Consider the following 15,643-nt stretch of genomic DNA (forward strand, 5'->3'; position numbering starts at 1 on the left):
ACAAAGAGGTTTACGCAAGAAATTGACCAAAAAGAGAAAACACGTTCGTCGAAATAGGCGGGTGGTTTGCAAGTTTCTGAATTTCCGGTTGATTCAGTTTTGAAGGCAGATTTCAAGGAAGTGTCGAAACTCCAGAATGACCCTCTCAAGGCTGTTTTCGAGGCGGTGTCCGTCCGGTAATACCAGAGCGGGCAGAGATTGATCGCGGGCCAGATTCAGAACCGGAAAGACCGGAACGACATCGTCATCCCAGCCGTGAATGATCTGGCAGAAGCGGGCCTGGATGACGGGGCTGGACTGGGGGTATTTGGGTAGAGCCAGCGCGGGTGCCAGTAGAAAACAACCGAGAACCCGTTGCTGTGCGCTGGTCTGGGCGCAGACCCAGCCACCCATGCTTGATCCAGCCAGTACCGTGCGTTCCGGAACTGCTCCGGCGTCTTCCATGGCGCGGTGCATCTGTTCGAGGCGCACCTCGGGGTCTTTGCTGCTTCGGTGGTCCAGAGCGATCGCAGTTACTCCGGGATAGCTTTCCGCAGCCAGTTTCATGGCCCGTATCTTCGTGCTGCCGGGGCCGCTTTCCAGTCCGTGAGAGAGAAAGACGTGCAGTGCTGTTGCCATGGAAACCCCCTTTTTGTCCTGCGGGTAGCTGAAACTGAATGAGTCATCGAACCGTATATTGACCCAAAGAAACAGGAGAATGCCAATGCGTAGAATGCTGGTCGGCTTTGCCATTGCCGCTTCGATGATGGTGGCGCACGCGGGTGAAGGTCTTGGAGCGAAGCAATCCGATGGAGCACGGGATTGCCCGTCTTATCTGAATCATGACATGCGCAAGCTGCACTCCAGGGATGTGGTGAACCTGTGCGATTTGGCGTCCGGTCACCCATTGCTGGTGGTAAACACCGCCAGTCACTGTGGCTATACCGGTCAGTTTGAAGGGCTGGAGGCTTTGCACCGGAAGTACCAGAGTGAGGGTCTGGTTGTGGTCGGATTTGCCAGTGACGACTTCCGACAGGAGGCAGATTCTGAGGCTGAAGCTGCCTCCATCTGCTTCAAGAACTTTGGAGTCACCTTCACGATGATCGCACCGGGACCCGTGACCGGTGCGGATGCCAACCCCATGTTCCAATACATAAATACCCACAGCGAGCCACCGCGCTGGAACTTTTCCAAGTATGTCCTCGACCATCAGGGTAACGTGGTGGGAGCCTTTCCGAGCCGGGTCACACCCGGTGATCCTGAACTGGTGCAGGCGATCGAGTCCGTCCTCTAGGCCTGACGAGTGGCGGCGAGAATATCGAGTGCGTGGCGGCGCTTTTCCGGATCGTAGATGTCGGCAGTGAACATCAGTTCGTCGACCTCAACACCGTTCAGAAGTTCGTCGATCTGGCGTCGAATGTCGTCGCTGTTGCCCAGAAGTTGCAGCCCAAGGAAGTCCTGCACGCCAGCTTCTTCGCCCGCGTTCCACAGACCGTCCATGGAGTCGGCCGGCACGGCGGGAACCGCAAGCATGGCATAGGGTGAGTCTAGCTGAGACGAGGGCTGGAAATTATCCCGGTAGACCCTCAGCGCTTCCCGATAAAGGCGCGGTGCAAAGTGGCCGGCGAAAGCATACGGCAGGCCGCGCATGGCCGCCAGTTGCGCGCTGTACAGGCTGGAACCCAGGAGCCAGATTGGCACCTGTGTGCCTGCGCCCGGGATGGCCTTCACTTGCTGCCCCGGTTGTAATGGGCCGAGCAGCGTTTGCAGGGCGGCGACATCGTCCGGGAATTGCTCCGCCCCAAGACCGTCACGACGCAGGGCGCGCGAGGTGATCGGATCGGTGCCGGGCATAGGCAACGCTGTTGGCGAGCGTGGTTGCCACGGAGTCGCCTTCACGAACGGAGGCGAGCTCAAGAAGAGAGTAGTGCTGTGGTTTGGACATGAAGCTCCCGGGCTGGATAAATACTGAATGACAGCTTGTAACGTGGTGATCCGGGGGCCTGGTTTCAAGGTGTGGAACCCGGCATCAGGGCCGGGCTCCGGAGTGCCCGGAAGTCAGGGGGCAGGCGTGTAGGACTGGGTAGAGTAGTCTTCCAGCGCGGGCTTGCTGAGGGTGCCGACTTCGGTCAGGTAATCCACGAAGGACTGCGCGTAGTCCAGGTAGGTATCTACGGCGCGACCATCGTCGGATACGGTGCCGAACGTAAGGTAACCATCTTTGCCGCCGGCGGTGTAGCTGTTGGAAACAACCGTCAGGGTTTCACCGTCGGTCAGCGCGCGCCAGGTGGTCTCGCCCCTCGGCTTGACCTCGATATCGAACAGACGTTCGCCTTCAGCGCGAGTCATGTCGACATCCCAGCGAAGACCCGCTGCATAAGGGTAGGCGCCTGTGGACCCGCCTTCGCGGTGGGCGAAGTCAACGGCTTCGTTCAGCACCGTTCGGATTTCCGCACCGGTCATGGAGAGGTCGGTCAAAGTGTTGGCAAATGGCAGCAGGGTGTAGGCGTCACCTATGGTGATGTCTCCTGCCAGTATATCGATACGAACGCCACCGGCATTCTGGATGGCAACGTCGGCGTCTTTGCTCAGATACAGGAATGCCTGAGCTACCAGGTTTGCGATGTCGCCGCCGCGGGCCGGATCTTCCCCTTCACAGGTGTCGTCGCCGTAGGCTACGCCCGGGATTCTCGCGAGGCAAAGATCTTCCGTGGCGGTGCCAACCACCTTATTCCGGAAGCTGTCCAGTTGGTCGGTGTAGTATGCCAGCATCTGAGCGGAGGTCGCATCCTCCTGAACAATGCTCAGCTGTGGATCAGCGTCGACAGCCGCCATGATGTCGGAGAGCTCTGAACCTTCTGGCTCGTATTCGGCTCCGGTTTCGTCTTCGCGAACGATGTTGTCACCCAGCAGCAGGTGCGGTACGCCGGAACAGGATTCCACGACACCGTCCGCATTCCAGGTGACGTTGAGCTCGCCGACAACCTGTGCGTACTGCCAGGCCTGGGCAATACAGACCAGGTCGCCATCGGCATTGGTCACTTCCGTGGGGTAAGGGCCGGATGCGCCAAGGCCGTAGGCGTCGAAGTCGCCGAGCAGCGTGTGTGAATCACCACCGACAATGACGTCCACGCCGGAAAGCGTCTCGGCCAGAAGCTTGTCATTAGCGTACTGGTAATGGGTCAGCAGAATAATCTTGTCCACGCCCCCCGCGTCCAGTTCATCAATCATTTTCTGGGCGGTGTCGATCTCATCGAGGAATTGCGTGCTGTCCAGGGGGCTGGAGCTGTTCTTGGTCTTGGTGGCAATGTCCAGACCGACAATGCCGACCTTTTCGCCAGCGATGGTTTGGATGGTGTAAGGCTGGATGTAGTCATTCTCGGCAAACGGAGCCAGCGGAGTACCAACCTGGGGCTTGACGTTGGCCGCCAGTACCGGCGTGTTACAACTGCCGCTGTCGAGCAGATCCAGGAAGCTCTTGAGTCCCGAATCGCCACGGTCAAACTCGTGATTACCCAGGGCAAAGGCGTCGAAGCAGACCTGGTTCATCAGTTCGGCATCGGCTTCACCTTCAAAGGACGTGAAATAAAGGGTTCCGGTGATCGCGTCCCCGGCATGAAGCTTGAGGACGTTATCGAGGGCGGCTTCGCGTTCGGCAATCTTGGCAGCCACACGAGGAAAACCACCGGAGGAAAACTCGGTCTCCTGACCGGCGATGTTCAGGGCCTGACTATCCTCCTCCAGATGCGAGTGGTGGTCGTTAATGTGCAGGATGTTAACGCTGAACGATGCGTTGTCATCGGTGGTCGAATTATTATCGCTGTCATTGCAGCCCGCGAGGGCCAGTAAGGGAAGGGCTAGCCAGAGGCTTTTGCGTTGCATGTTCTGGACTCCTTGTTGAGTATCCCGACAAGCTTCCGACATGCAGGTGTCAGCAAGATGATGGTTTTATTGCGAAAAAAAGAAAAAACGCCCGCCTGGCGCGGGCGTTATCACAAGAAGGTGATCAGCGACCGCGCAGGAGATTGATCAGGGTAAACATATCGTGACGGGTAATGCTGCCGTCGCCGTTAATGTCGTAATCCGGGGCGCTGGCCTTGCCGAAAATCAGCGCCAGAACGAACCGGGAAAGATCACGACCATTGATGCGACCGTCACCATTCAGGTCCGCACGCTCTGCCGCAGAGCGGATGTTCATGTCCAGTGCCACGATGACCGGGTCGTGATCGGACGCGCGATAGGCATCCGGTGCGTAGAAACTGGCCTGCTGCTCCACGGACTTGTACTCGGTGTTGTAATCCAGGGCCCGGGGCTCGTCGGCGTTGATTGCCCACACCGTTACGTCCTGCACCTTGGCGGCCAGGGTTGCATTCGCCAGACCGTGGTCCAGATAGCCGGCGGCGCCATAGTAGACATACGAATACGCCTGCTCGCCTTCATGGCTGGCAATAAGGTCCGTGTAACCGTTGGTCGTCAGGGTGGTGATCGGATCTTCCTTGGCGTAGCTGTTCAGGTCGCCAATGATCAGTACGTCTTCCTCTCCCGTGCCAGTGGCGTCATTCGCCAGCCAGGACAACAGTGCCTGAGCCGCTTCGGTGCGGGTCGGGTTCCAGCAGCCCTGACCATCGCCCTGGTCGGCATTTGGGCCTTCCACGTCATAACAGCCCTTGGATTTGAAGTGGTTCACTGCGAGGGTTACGCCGTCCGTGGAATCCAGCCGCTGGAAGGTCTGTGCCAGTGGCTGGCGGTTGAGATCATCAAAGGGCGCGGTGGCGAGGGTCGCGGCTTCGCCGACGGTTTCTACGCGGTCTGAGCGATAAATGAAACCGACAGCAATGGCATCATTTCCCAGCTGCTCGAGGCCGGGGTTAACGTAGTTCCAGTTTTCACCCAGCGCGTTGGCCAGCTCTGCGATGGCGCTGTTCTCGCCGTAACCGTCGTTTTCAATTTCCATCAGGCCGACCACATCCGCGTTCAGCGCGGTGATGGCGCTTACCAGTTTGGCGGTCTGGCGGCTCAGTTCTTCGACGTTATCGGCGCCGCGAGCGGTCGGGAAACCGCCGCCAAAGCCGTCGCCGTTAAAGAAGTTGAGCACGTTGAATGACGCAACAACCAGGTTGCCTCGGGACTCGAGCATCGGCTCCGAGCTGCGGGGGTTGGTCTGAGTAAATGAGGGAGCCTTGGTGGGCTGCAGTCGCCACTCCGAATAGCTGTAGTCCAGGATGCCCTCAAGGTCCTGAACGGTATCACCGGCGCGCACGGTCTGGCTGGCGCTCAGTTCGGGTGCCGGGTATGGCACGGTGGCCGGGTTCTGCTGATTGCTGGCGTCGTCGAGGATGATCCGGTCCAGGGCGTTCATACCCTCCACGATGGCCGCGTCGGCACCCGGGGTGGCGATGCTGGTGGGAATGAAGTGACGGCCACTGCCAAGGGTGAGGCTGCCGTAGCGGCCCAGGTCATAGTTGTCGTTGACCACAAGCCCTTCTGCGAATGTCACGCGCATGGATTCCAACGCTTCCGGTGCGGTCTCGGAGGCCCAAGGCAGGGAAATGACGGCGGGCGCTGGCAGGTCGCTGGTGCCGCAGATGACACTGTCGCTAATATTGGAGAGCTCGGTCAGGCCATAGTATTCCACGACTTCGCCCGCGATACGGAGGACCTGACCGGGTTCAACGTTCAGGGTGGGGGAGTAGACAAACAGACCCTCAGAGGTGCTGTCGTCATTGTCCCGGTCATCGGCTTCTTCCTCAATGTAGAATCCGTTCAGGCTGTTCTCAGCATTGAAAACGGCGGTGACGACCGCCTCTACCACGACGTTCTGTCCGTCGAGGGGGCTGATGCCGGTGTTGCCCTGAATGGCGGAAATGGGTGTCGCGCCAGCGCCGCAGGCCATCTCCGGAGCGTCCGGATTCTCGCCGCCTGTGTTATTGTCGCCACCTGCTGCTCCCAGGTCTTCGAAGCTGTCCTGGGGATAACCATCAAACGTGTCCGCCGGGTTATAGCTATTCGAGGGGTCGTTGTCGGCAGCGGCACCGTCCTTGCGACGAAGGGTGTGATTCTGGGTGGTGATATCTCCAGAACCCCAATAGCTGCCAGGGTCGGTTCCGATCTGGCCGATACTGTCCACCACGTTACCGCCGTTGAGCAGTGTGATCGCGTCGTCGCCGTTGAACAGACCGGCGCCGGTGGTCTGATCAGCCACCGAGAGAATGTCGCTGGCCGCTGAGCTGTGCGCGAAGACGAAGTTTTTGCCCGGAGCCACGCTGCCTTCCAGGTTGAACGTCTGGCCGGCACTTTGGGAGCCGTTGAAAAAGATCTGAAGTTCCCACGCAGTGAGATCGACGGTCTGATCGCCGGTGTTGAGAAGCTCAATGGCTTTGTTGTTACTGGATCCTTCAATGTACTCGCTAATCACAAGCGAGGCCTGCGCAGAGGTTGTCAGCAGCCCGCCGATGGCGGCAGCCAACAGGGCGTGTTTCATCGTCATGGTTTTGTCCCTGATTTTTGATTTTGAGAAAGGGCAACGTTTGCCGCCTCCAGTGTGGAAACCCCCTGTGACCAATCAGGGAAGAATGTGTGACGATGAGGTGAGAGTTTTATGAAAGGGGAAGTTGTCTCATGCGTCTGATACTCAGCCGGAAGGGGTTCGATTCGTCCGCGGGCGGTTGTCCGAGCCCGGTGTTGCCGGATGGTTCTCTGTGTGTGCTGCCCATTCCCGATGCCCGTTCACGTATCCGATACCAGGACGTGCACTTCGGTGGACGACGGCTGGGCAAGCTGGTCCGGGACCTGACTGGCGGTCGCGTGGGCGGGGGGAGCGGCGCGCATCTGGACCCGGACCTGTTGGCCGGTTCCATCGCCCGTGCTGATGGCTGGCGGCCGGTTCTGGGCCAGACCGGATCCGCCCAGGGTCATTTGCGAAATCAGAGCGTTGAGACGGGTGATCTGTTCCTGTTTTTCGGGGTATTCCGGCAGGCCGAGGTGTGGCATAGGCGCTGGCGTTTTGTGCCGGGAAGTCGGCCCTTTCATGCCATCTGGGGCTGGCTCCATATTGGCGAGATTCATCGCGTCGATGACATTCCCGCAGGGCGCCTGGAATGGGTGCGGTACCATCCTCATTGTCACGGTGAGCCGGATCCTGGAAATACGCTGTACCTGGCGTCCGACAGTTTCAGGTTGGGAGGCAAGGAGCCTGTACTCTCCGGCAGCGGTGTATTTCCTCACCTCCGCGACTCTCTGGTTCTGACGGACCCGGCTGAACGCCTGCCCACGCGTTGGCGGTTACCGGAAAGCTTCTACCCGGGGGATGGGCAGCCGCCGTTGAGTTACCACACGCGAATGGATCGGTGGCGGCGGGAAGCCCCCTGGTGTTACCTGGAGTGCGCCGCCAGAGGGCAGGAGTTTGTTCTTGATCTGTCCCGTTATCCGGATGTGAAGCCCTGGCTCGAAGGGTTGCTCAGAAACGACCATGGCGACCGGCGCCAGCGCTGAACTTCCGCGCACCGTCGAGGGCCTCCTCGAACACCACCGGATAACCACCGGCGCCTTCGTTCTTCAGTGCCTGTTCGAATTCCAGATCCCACTGACGGTTAGCGGAAGCCCTATCCGCGAGCAGGCACCGTTGCGGGAAAGCCGCGATGGTACGGGCCAGTTCCCGAGCCTCGTCGAGCGCCGTTCCGTTCTCGACCAGCCGGTTTGCCAGCCCCATGCCCAGTGCTTCATCGGCCTGGACCGGCCGCCCGGTCAGGATCATGTCCATAGCTCGGCCATGGCCAATGATCCTGGGGAGCCTGACCGTGCCACCGTCAATCAGCGGGACGCCCCAGCGCCGGCAGAAAACGCCAAAGACCGCTGATCTTTCCGCGACACGAAGATCGCACATCAGCGCCAGTTCCAGTCCGCCCGCCACTGCGTAGCCGGATACGGCGGCAATAACCGGTTTGCCCAGAGGCATCCGGGTTGGGCCCATGGGGCCTGGGCCGGTTCCTTGAGAGTCGATTTGGTTTCTACGCTCCGGGTCGTCAAGCGCTGTCAGGTCGGCGCCCGCGCAAAAATTACCTCCGGCACCAGCAAGGATGGCAACCCGCAGCTCGTCGTTGTCGGAGAACTCGATAAAAGCCTGACGGAGCGCGTCGGCGGTTGGCCGGTCCACGCAGTTGCGGCTGGCAGGTCGGTTGATGGTAATGGTCAGGATGCCCTGGTCGGCTTCTGTCAGCACGAGTGGTTTATTCATGCTCGGACCCTTTATTGTTGGTGGGATTGATCCATAATCTGGGTGTTCATCCAAGATAGCAGGTCATTAAGCTGCGTTGGCAGGAGGTTTGTGGTTTGTCCGAGTCCAATTTTTACGAAAACGATGCGGCTCTTGCTCAGTACCTTGAGTTTCATTTCGGTGAGTCATGGCACGGGGAGCCCAATTTCCCGAGGGAGCTTGCGGAGCTGTCGCTCGAAGCCTTTGACGGCAGGGATGCGGGCAAGGCTCTGGATATTGGCTGTGCCTGCGGTCGAGCCAGCTTTGAACTGGCACGACGATTTCGACAGGTCGACGGCGTCGATTATTCCAACGCATTCATTGAGGCCTGTCGTGGCATCGCAAGGGATGGAGAAGTACGCTACGCCCGCCCGGAAGAAGGGGCGCTGACGAGTTTTCAGCAGCATTCTCTCGATGAGCTTGGCCTGTCTGATGCCTGCTCCCGGGTCCAGTTCCATCAGGGTGATGCCTGCGACCTGGCGCCTGAATTTGCAGGGTACGATCTGGTTCTTGCCGGCAACCTGATTGACCGCCTTTACCAGCCGTCCGACTTCCTGACCCGTATCCACGAACGCATTAACGAGCTGGGCCTGTTGGTCATCGCTTCGCCCTACACCTGGCTAGAGGAGTTTACTCCCCGGGAAAACTGGGTTGGAGGTTTCCGCAAGAACGGCAAGGATTTCACCACGCTGCAGGGGTTAAAGCAGTTACTGGCGCCTCATTTCCGGATGCTGGGAGAGCCTCGCAGTGTGCCATTCGTGATCCGGGAGACCCGAAACAAATTCCAGCACAGTTTCTCGGAACTGACGGTGTGGGAAAAGTTGACCTGACTTGTCATCAAATGGTCATCGGGGGCTTTTAGTCTGAACACTCATCAGGACGACATGCATTGTGTTGGTGCATCGTGTGAATGCTTAACCGGGGCTTTGCCCCGGTTTTTTTATGTCCGCCGTTCAGTCGTGATGCATCCGCTCGCGACGTTTGGCGCGCTCCAGTCTGCGGTCGTTTTCGTGACGTTCTGACAGTTGCTCCTGAACGAACTGGATATGGCTGCCGGCAAACCGGCGGGCATCCTCGGCACGGCCTTCCATAATGGCGTTGAACAGAGCCTGGTGCTGGCTTTTCAGGTTGTTCCTTGTTTCTGCATCTTTGGCATACAGGCCGTCAATATTCAGGATCATGTTGGTCTTGAACATGCTGAACAGATTGCGGGTTGTGTGCAGCAGGATCACGTTGTGGCTGGCTTCCGCGATCGCCAGGTGAAAGCGCGCATCGGCGACACCCTCGGCGTCGGTATCCGGTTCAACTCCGGTGTCATAGCACGCCTGTAGCTGATCGTAGGCCGATTGCAGGTGCTCTCGATCCACTTCCGTTGCCCGTTGGGCGGCATAGTAGGAGCAGTCGGATTCCAGTGTGCGCCGGAATTCAAGCAGGTCCCGCTGGGCGTCGGGACGGTTTTCCAGTAACGGAATCAGCGGGTCGCTGAAGCTGCTGCCCAGGGCCTCGGTGACGTAATTGCCCCCGCCTTGCCGACTGTTGAGTAGCCCCCTCGCAGCCAGCTTCTGAACAGCCTCCCGAAGAGAGGGGCGGGACACGCCGAATTGCTCGGCCAATGCCCGTTCCGGAGGCAGACGCTCGCCCGGTTGCAGGGTTCCTTCCAGAATCATCGTTTCCAGCTGTTCTACGATTGTATCTGCCAGGCGGCGTGGAGCGATCTGTCCTATGGCCATGCGCGGATTCTATGCCTTTGCAAAGGTGAAGGTGGATTGGTCTTACCAAAATAATCGTACCGGTTTTGAACTGATTTTTCAGTGATTAGCAAAAGCAATGCGACCAATGTCGAAGTTTTCGGTTTTGACACGGTGAGGACGCCTCACATACCTTAAGTGCCTAGATTTTGTAAATTGGTATTACCAATTATCCAAAGAGATTTTAATAACAAAACTCGGAGAGCTGTATGTCGTCCGGAATGCTCGCCTTTCTGGCCTTTACCCCCATCCTGCTAGCCGGAATCCTGTTGCTGGGACTCCGCTGGCCGGCTCGTCGTGCCATGCCCCTGGTGTTTGTGATCACCGCCCTGATCGCCTACACGGGATGGGACATGAGTGTTAATCGTATCCTCGCTTCGTCCCTGCAGGGGCTGGTGATCACGATTGGTCTGTTGTGGATCATCTTTGGCGCCATCCTGCTGTTGAACACCCTCAAGCACTCGGGTGCGATTACCGCCATTCGTGCCGGTTTCACCAACATCAGTCCCGACCGTCGGGTTCAGGCCATTATTATTGTCTGGCTGTTCGGCTCCTTCATTGAGGGTGCTTCCGGTTTCGGTACACCGGCTGCGATCGCGGCGCCGTTGTTGGTCGCGGTGGGTTTCCCGGCCATGGCGGCGGTGATGCTGGGCATGATGGTGCAGAGCACGCCGGTTTCCTTCGGCGCTGTCGGTACGCCCATCATTGTAGGTGTCACCACGGGGCTTGATCGCAACGCCATCGGCGAGCGTATGGAGCAGGTCGGCGCCAACTGGGATCAGTACCTGCAACTGGTAACGTCTGAGGTTGCCATTACGCACGCGATTGTCGGCGTATTAATGCCGTTGTTCATGGTCATGATGATGACCCGTTTCTTTGGTCGTAACAAAAGCTGGCGCGAGGGGCTCGAGGTCCTGCCGTTTGCTATCTTCGCCGGTCTCGCCTTTGTTGTGCCGTATGCCATCACGGGCGTGGTCCTTGGGCCGGAGTTTCCCTCACTGCTGGGTGGTCTGATCGGCCTGGCGATCGTAACGACCGCTGCGCGCAAGGGCTTCCTGTTGCCGAAAACCACCTGGGATTTTGCGGGTCGTGATGAGTGGCCGTCCGAGTGGTTCGGGCGGATCGAAATGAAACTGGAAGACCTCGCTGCCAGGCCCATGAGCGGTTTCCGCGCATGGCTGCCCTACATTCTCGTGGGTGCGGTGCTGGTGATTAGCCGGGTGATCCCGGAAGTGAAGGCAGCATTCACCTCGGTGGGGGTCGGTTTCTCCAACATCCTTGGTGAAGCTGGTATCAATGCCGGCGTTCAGCCGCTGTATCTGCCGGGCGGCATCCTGGTGATGGTGGTGATTGCCACGTTCTTCATCCACCGCATGCAGGTCCGGGAACTGACCGCAGCGGTCAAGGAATCCGGCAGCGTTCTGCTCAGTGCGGGTTTTGTGTTGCTGTTCACCGTGCCGATGGTGCGGATCCTGATCAACTCCGGCGTTAATCTGTCGGACCTGCCCAGTATGCCGATTGCCATGGCAGCCTGGGTGGCGGATACCGTGGGTGGAATCTATCCATTACTGGCGCCCGCCGTCGGCGCCATGGGTGCTTTCCTGGCGGGTTCCAATACTGTCTCCAACATGATGTTCAGCCAGTTCCAGTTCGGTGTGGCGGAAAGCCTTGGTTTGTCCACCGCCCTGATTGTTGCCGTGCAGGCGGTTGGTGCGGCCGCCGGTAACATGGTGGCGATTCACAACGTGGTCGCGGCATCGGCAACGGTAGGGCTGCTTGGCCGTGAAGGGCAGACGTTGCGCAAGACAATCTGGCCGACCCTGTACTACCTGGTGATGGCGGGGCTGATTGCCCTGATCGGAGCCTATGTGTTGGGCCTGACCGATCCCCTGGCCTGATTGTTGATACCGATACAGGACCCTTCCTGAGGAGCCGATCATGAGCGAACTGTTCTACGATGCTGCACCGAATGCCACCCGGGTTGCCCCGCCGCGACCGACAGAGCGGGATTACCCGGACAAGCCGCAGGAAGTCATCCTGTTCGGCACCTGCGTGGTGGATCTGTTCTTCCCGGAGGCGGGGCTGGATGCTATCCGCCTGTTGGAGCGGGAAGGTATCCGGGTTCAGTATCCACAAGCCCAGAGTTGCTGCGGTCAACCGGCGTGGACCTCCGGCTATGCTGATGAAGCCCGGGGCGTGGCCAGGGCGCAGTTGGATATCCTCGATGCCGGGATCCCGGTGGTTGTGCCTTCGGGTTCCTGTGCGGGCATGTTCCGGCAGCACTACCGGGAACTCTTTGCCGAAGAACCTGAAACCCTGAAACGGGTTGAATCTCTGGAAGCGCGAACCTTCGAGCTGACGGAGTTCCTGCTCAAGGTGTGCAAAGTGCAGTGGCAGGACGTTGGAGAGCCAACCCGGATTGCCCTGCACACCTCCTGTTCTGCGCGCCGGGAAATGAACACCCACCTGCATGCCCGGGAGTTGCTTTCGACCCTCTCCAACGTCGAGCGCATCAATCACGACCATGAGAGTGAATGCTGCGGCTTCGGCGGGACCTTCTCTGTGCGGATGCCGGAAGTGTCCGGTGCCATGGTTCGGGACAAGACCCGCTCGTTGATGGACACCGGCGCTGACGAAATGGTGACTGCGGATGGCGGATGTCTGTTGAACATCAATGGCTCCCTCGATAAACAGAAGCAGGCGTTCCGCGGGCGTCACCTGGCCAGCTTCCTCTGGGAGCGTGTGAGCGGGGAGGTGAAGGCATGAACCAGCGTATTCCCGTCACCGAACTGACCAGCAGCTTCCGGGAGCGCGCCACCTGCGCTCTCGACGACAGCCAGTTGCGAACCAACTTCCGTACCGCCATGGACTCGCTGATGCAGAAGCGGGCGGATGCGTTCCCGGATGAGGACGAGCGGGAAAGCCTGCGGGAACTGGGCAACCGCATCAAGGCCAGGGCGTTGTCACAGTTGCCGGATCTGCTGGAACAGCTGGAAGAAAACCTGACCGCCAATGGCGTGAAGGTGCACTGGGCGGAAACCACGGAAGAAGCCAACGAGATTGTTCACAGCATCATAGAGGCGCGCCAGGGCACGCAAGTGGTCAAAGGCAAGTCCATGGTCAGTGAAGAGATGGAGATGAACGACTACCTGGCTGACCGGGGCATCGAGTGCCTGGAATCCGACATGGGGGAGTACATCGTCCAGCTGGATCATGAAAAACCGTCCCATATCATCATGCCGGCCATCCACAAGAATCGTCGGCAGGTTTCAAAGCTGTTCCACGACAAGCTCGGCGTCGATGAGACCGACGATGTGAATGAACTGATCCAGATCGGTCGGCGGACCCTGAGGCGCAAGTTCATGGAGGCCGATGTTGGCGTCTCCGGGGTCAACTTCGCCATCGCCGAAACCGGCACTCTGTTGCTGGTGGAGAACGAAGGCAATGGCCGGATGAGCACCACCGCGCCGCCGGTACACGTTGCGGTGACGGGTATTGAAAAGGTGGTTCAGAATCTCAGGGACGTGGTGCCACTGCTGTCCCTGCTGACCCGTTCAGCCCTGGGTCAGCCGATCACCACCTACGTGAACATGATCTCCAGCCCCCGCAAGCCGGATGAGCTGGATGGTCCGGAAGAGGTGCACCTGGTTCTGCTGGACAATGGCCGCAGCGGTGCGTTTGCCGATGCCCAGCTCCGCCAGACCCTGAACTGTATCCGCTGCGGAGCCTGTATCAACCATTGCCCGGTGTATGTCCGGGTGGGTGGCCACACATACGGGGAAGTCTATCCGGGGCCGATCGGGAAAATCATTACGCCGCACATGGTGGGTTTGCACAAGGTGCCCGACCACCCCAGTGCGTCCTCCCTGTGCGGCGCCTGTGGGGACGTGTGTCCGGTCAAGATCCCGATTCCGGAAATGCTTCAGCGGTTGCGCCAGGAAAACGTGAAGAAGCCGTCAGAAGGGTCGAAGGTCAAAGACGGTGGCGCCAAGTATTCGGCAAAAGAAAAGCTGGTCTGGCGGCTCTGGCAGACCCTGAATACCAGTTCACTGTTCTATCGGTTGTTCCTGTGGGGCGCCACCCGTTTCCGCAAACTGACGCCGGGCAATGTCGGACCCTGGACTGAGAACCATACCGCGCCGGTGCCTGCGAAACGGTCTCTGCACGATCTCGCCCGTGACCACCTCTCCGGCCATGGCCGTTCAAACGGACCGACAAAGGGAGGGCAGTAACGTGAGTGCCCGCAATAATATTCTGAACAAGTTGCGCTCGGGGCTGGCCGGCACCACGCCGCGCCCGGACGATTTCAACGAACGCCTGGTCACCGAACCCTGGCAATACCGGCCGGAAGACCGTATCAAGCGTCTGCGCACCCTGATGGAAGCTGTGCACACCGAGGTTCATCAGGTCGACAGTCAAAACTGGCCCGAGAAAGTGGCCGAGGTTCTGGCTGAGCGCAATCTGAGTAACCTGCTGCATGCGCCGGCAACCGGGCATGGCAAACAGTTGGCGGAATACTGGCACAGCAGCGGTCAGTCTGTGGACCTGTTGAGCTACGATCGCCCCATTGAAGAATGGAAAGAGGAGCTGTTCTGGAACGTGGACGCGAGCATCACCGGTACCCGGGGCGCTATTGCCGCTACCGGCTCGCTGGTGATGTGGCCGGATCGTCTGGAACCACGGCTGATGAGCCTGTTGCCGCCTCTTCATATTGCCTTGCTCAAGGCCAGTGAGATTGACGATAACCTTTACGCGGTGATGAAACGCAACAACTGGTCCGCGGGCATGCCGACCAACCTGTTGCTGGTATCCGGGCCATCCAAGACCGCGGATATCGAACAGGTGCTGGCATTCGGAGCCCATGGCCCGAAGGAGCTGATTGTCCTCATCCTTGAGGACGCGTAAGCGCTTACTTCATCTCGAAGCCGCGCTTGGTGAGAAAGTCGCGCATGTGCGGGCGCAGTTTGGTGGTAAACAGGGGCTTCAACTGCTCGGACCAGTTGGTGTCCTTGTTGCCGCCGGTTCTCTCGCTGTAGTAGCGATTCATGGTGGCATCAAAACCAGCCACCTGTTCTTCATCCCGGCTGTCGTCGTAATAATCTTCTTTGAGAATGGTCTCCAGCGGCAGCCGCGGCTTCACCTCCGGGTTTTGGTCCGGGTAACCGAGACTCATCCCGAAAACCGGGTATACGTGATCCGGCAGTTTGAGAACCTCAGCCACGTCAGCCGGGTTGTTGCGAATGCCGCCCACATAACACAGCCCCAGCCCTTCGGATTCTGCCGCGATGGCGACGTTCTGAGCCATCAGTGCAGCGTCGATACTGGCGACCAGCAACTGCTCGGTCATGCCCCGGACAACCTCGGCTCCAACCCGCTCAGCCGCTTCCGTAGAGCGCTTCATATCGGCGCAGAAGACAAGAAAGTCAGAGGCGGCGGCAACATGGGCCTGACCGCCGGCCAGTTCCGACAGCTTCTGGCGGTTCTCCGGATTGACCACATGGATAATTGAATAGGCCTGGACATGGTTGGAAGTGGCAGCGCACTGGCCTGCCCGAATAAGTTCTTCAAACAGGTCGCGAGGAATTTTCTGATCTTTGAATTTCCGGATGGAACGGTGGGATTTCTGGAGTTCGATGATCGGATTCATGGCTTCTCTCTGGCAGTG

Annotated in this window: 14 protein-coding genes; 7 read left to right on the forward strand and 7 right to left on the reverse strand. The window is 59.0% G+C overall.

The genetic code is table 11. From position 1 onward, the window contains the following. Positions 1-93: 93 nt before the first annotated feature. Positions 94-618, reverse strand: coding sequence for an alpha/beta fold hydrolase (locus tag D777_RS15480; protein ID WP_036134461.1), 525 nt, complete (start codon positions 616-618; stop codon positions 94-96). 124 nt (positions 619-742) lie between these two features. On the opposite strand from D777_RS15480, the gene D777_RS15485 reads away from it, so the two are divergent. Beyond that, positions 743-1,273, forward strand: a complete 531-nt coding sequence (locus tag D777_RS15485; RefSeq protein WP_264673456.1) for a glutathione peroxidase — start codon at positions 743-745, stop codon at positions 1,271-1,273. Here the strand turns inward: D777_RS15485 and D777_RS15490 are convergent. The 3 genes from D777_RS15490 to D777_RS15500 form a co-directional block, all read right to left on the reverse strand. Further along, the gene (locus D777_RS15490; RefSeq protein WP_227501798.1) at positions 1,270-1,878 is read right to left on the reverse strand and encodes an LLM class oxidoreductase; all 609 of its coding nucleotides are present in this window, start codon (positions 1,876-1,878) and stop codon (positions 1,270-1,272) included. The genes D777_RS15485 and D777_RS15490 overlap by 4 nt on opposite strands. A 159-nt stretch (positions 1,879-2,037) precedes the next feature. Next, positions 2,038-3,861: an NAD nucleotidase gene (gene nadN / locus D777_RS15495; RefSeq protein ID WP_036134018.1), complete on the reverse strand. Its 1,824-nt coding sequence runs from the start codon at positions 3,859-3,861 to the stop codon at positions 2,038-2,040. Positions 3,862-3,985: 124 nt separating this feature from the next. After that, entirely contained in the window at positions 3,986-6,466 is a 2,481-nt protein-coding gene (locus tag D777_RS15500) for an ExeM/NucH family extracellular endonuclease (RefSeq protein WP_036134020.1), read from the reverse strand. A 131-nt stretch (positions 6,467-6,597) separates the two neighbouring features. Here D777_RS15500 and D777_RS15505 point away from each other — a divergent pair, with 131 nt between their 5' ends. Next, positions 6,598-7,470 carry an Nmad3 family putative nucleotide modification protein gene (locus tag D777_RS15505; protein WP_036134022.1) on the forward strand — a complete coding sequence of 291 codons (873 nt, stop codon included), beginning with the start codon at positions 6,598-6,600 and terminating at the stop codon, positions 7,468-7,470. Here the strand turns inward: D777_RS15505 and D777_RS15510 are convergent. Next, positions 7,436-8,212, reverse strand: a complete 777-nt coding sequence (locus D777_RS15510; protein WP_036134025.1) for a crotonase/enoyl-CoA hydratase family protein — start codon at positions 8,210-8,212, stop codon at positions 7,436-7,438. The genes D777_RS15505 and D777_RS15510 overlap by 35 nt on opposite strands. Positions 8,213-8,307: 95 nt before the next feature. On the opposite strand from D777_RS15510, the gene D777_RS15515 reads away from it, so the two are divergent. Continuing rightward, on the forward strand, positions 8,308-9,060 hold the full coding sequence (locus D777_RS15515; RefSeq protein ID WP_036134027.1) for a putative 4-mercaptohistidine N1-methyltransferase: 753 nt from the start codon (positions 8,308-8,310) through the stop codon (positions 9,058-9,060). A 123-nt stretch (positions 9,061-9,183) separates the two neighbouring features. Here the strand turns inward: D777_RS15515 and D777_RS15520 are convergent, their stop codons facing one another. Then, complete coding sequence (locus D777_RS15520) at positions 9,184-9,960, reverse strand: GntR family transcriptional regulator (RefSeq protein ID WP_036134028.1); 777 nt, start codon at positions 9,958-9,960, stop codon at positions 9,184-9,186. Positions 9,961-10,187: 227 nt separating this feature from the next. Between D777_RS15520 and D777_RS15525 the strand changes: the two genes are divergently transcribed. Genes D777_RS15525 through D777_RS15540 form a run of 4 tightly spaced genes read left to right on the forward strand, consistent with a single transcriptional unit; the run spans position 10,188 to position 14,883 of the window. Next, positions 10,188-11,876 carry an L-lactate permease gene (locus tag D777_RS15525; RefSeq protein WP_036134031.1) on the forward strand — a complete coding sequence of 563 codons (1,689 nt, stop codon included), beginning with the start codon at positions 10,188-10,190 and terminating at the stop codon, positions 11,874-11,876. Positions 11,877-11,916: 40 nt separating this feature from the next. After that, positions 11,917-12,744, forward strand: coding sequence for a (Fe-S)-binding protein (locus D777_RS15530; RefSeq protein ID WP_036134033.1), 828 nt, complete (start codon positions 11,917-11,919; stop codon positions 12,742-12,744). Continuing rightward, on the forward strand, positions 12,741-14,210 hold the full coding sequence (locus D777_RS15535; RefSeq protein ID WP_036134035.1) for a LutB/LldF family L-lactate oxidation iron-sulfur protein: 1,470 nt from the start codon (positions 12,741-12,743) through the stop codon (positions 14,208-14,210). The genes D777_RS15530 and D777_RS15535 overlap by 4 nt, the downstream gene beginning before the upstream one ends. Position 14,211: 1 nt before the next feature. Next, positions 14,212-14,883, forward strand: coding sequence for a LutC/YkgG family protein (locus tag D777_RS15540; RefSeq protein WP_036134037.1), 672 nt, complete (start codon positions 14,212-14,214; stop codon positions 14,881-14,883). 4 nt (positions 14,884-14,887) lie between these two features. Here D777_RS15540 and nfsA read toward each other — a convergent pair whose 3' ends face one another. Then, the gene (gene nfsA, locus D777_RS15545) at positions 14,888-15,625 is read right to left on the reverse strand and encodes an oxygen-insensitive NADPH nitroreductase (RefSeq protein WP_036134039.1); all 738 of its coding nucleotides are present in this window, start codon (positions 15,623-15,625) and stop codon (positions 14,888-14,890) included. Positions 15,626-15,643: the final 18 nt, after the last annotated feature.

The sequence above is a fragment of the Marinobacter nitratireducens genome, from assembly GCF_000708045.1.
GTDB classification, from domain to species: Bacteria; Pseudomonadota; Gammaproteobacteria; order Pseudomonadales; family Oleiphilaceae; genus Marinobacter; species Marinobacter nitratireducens.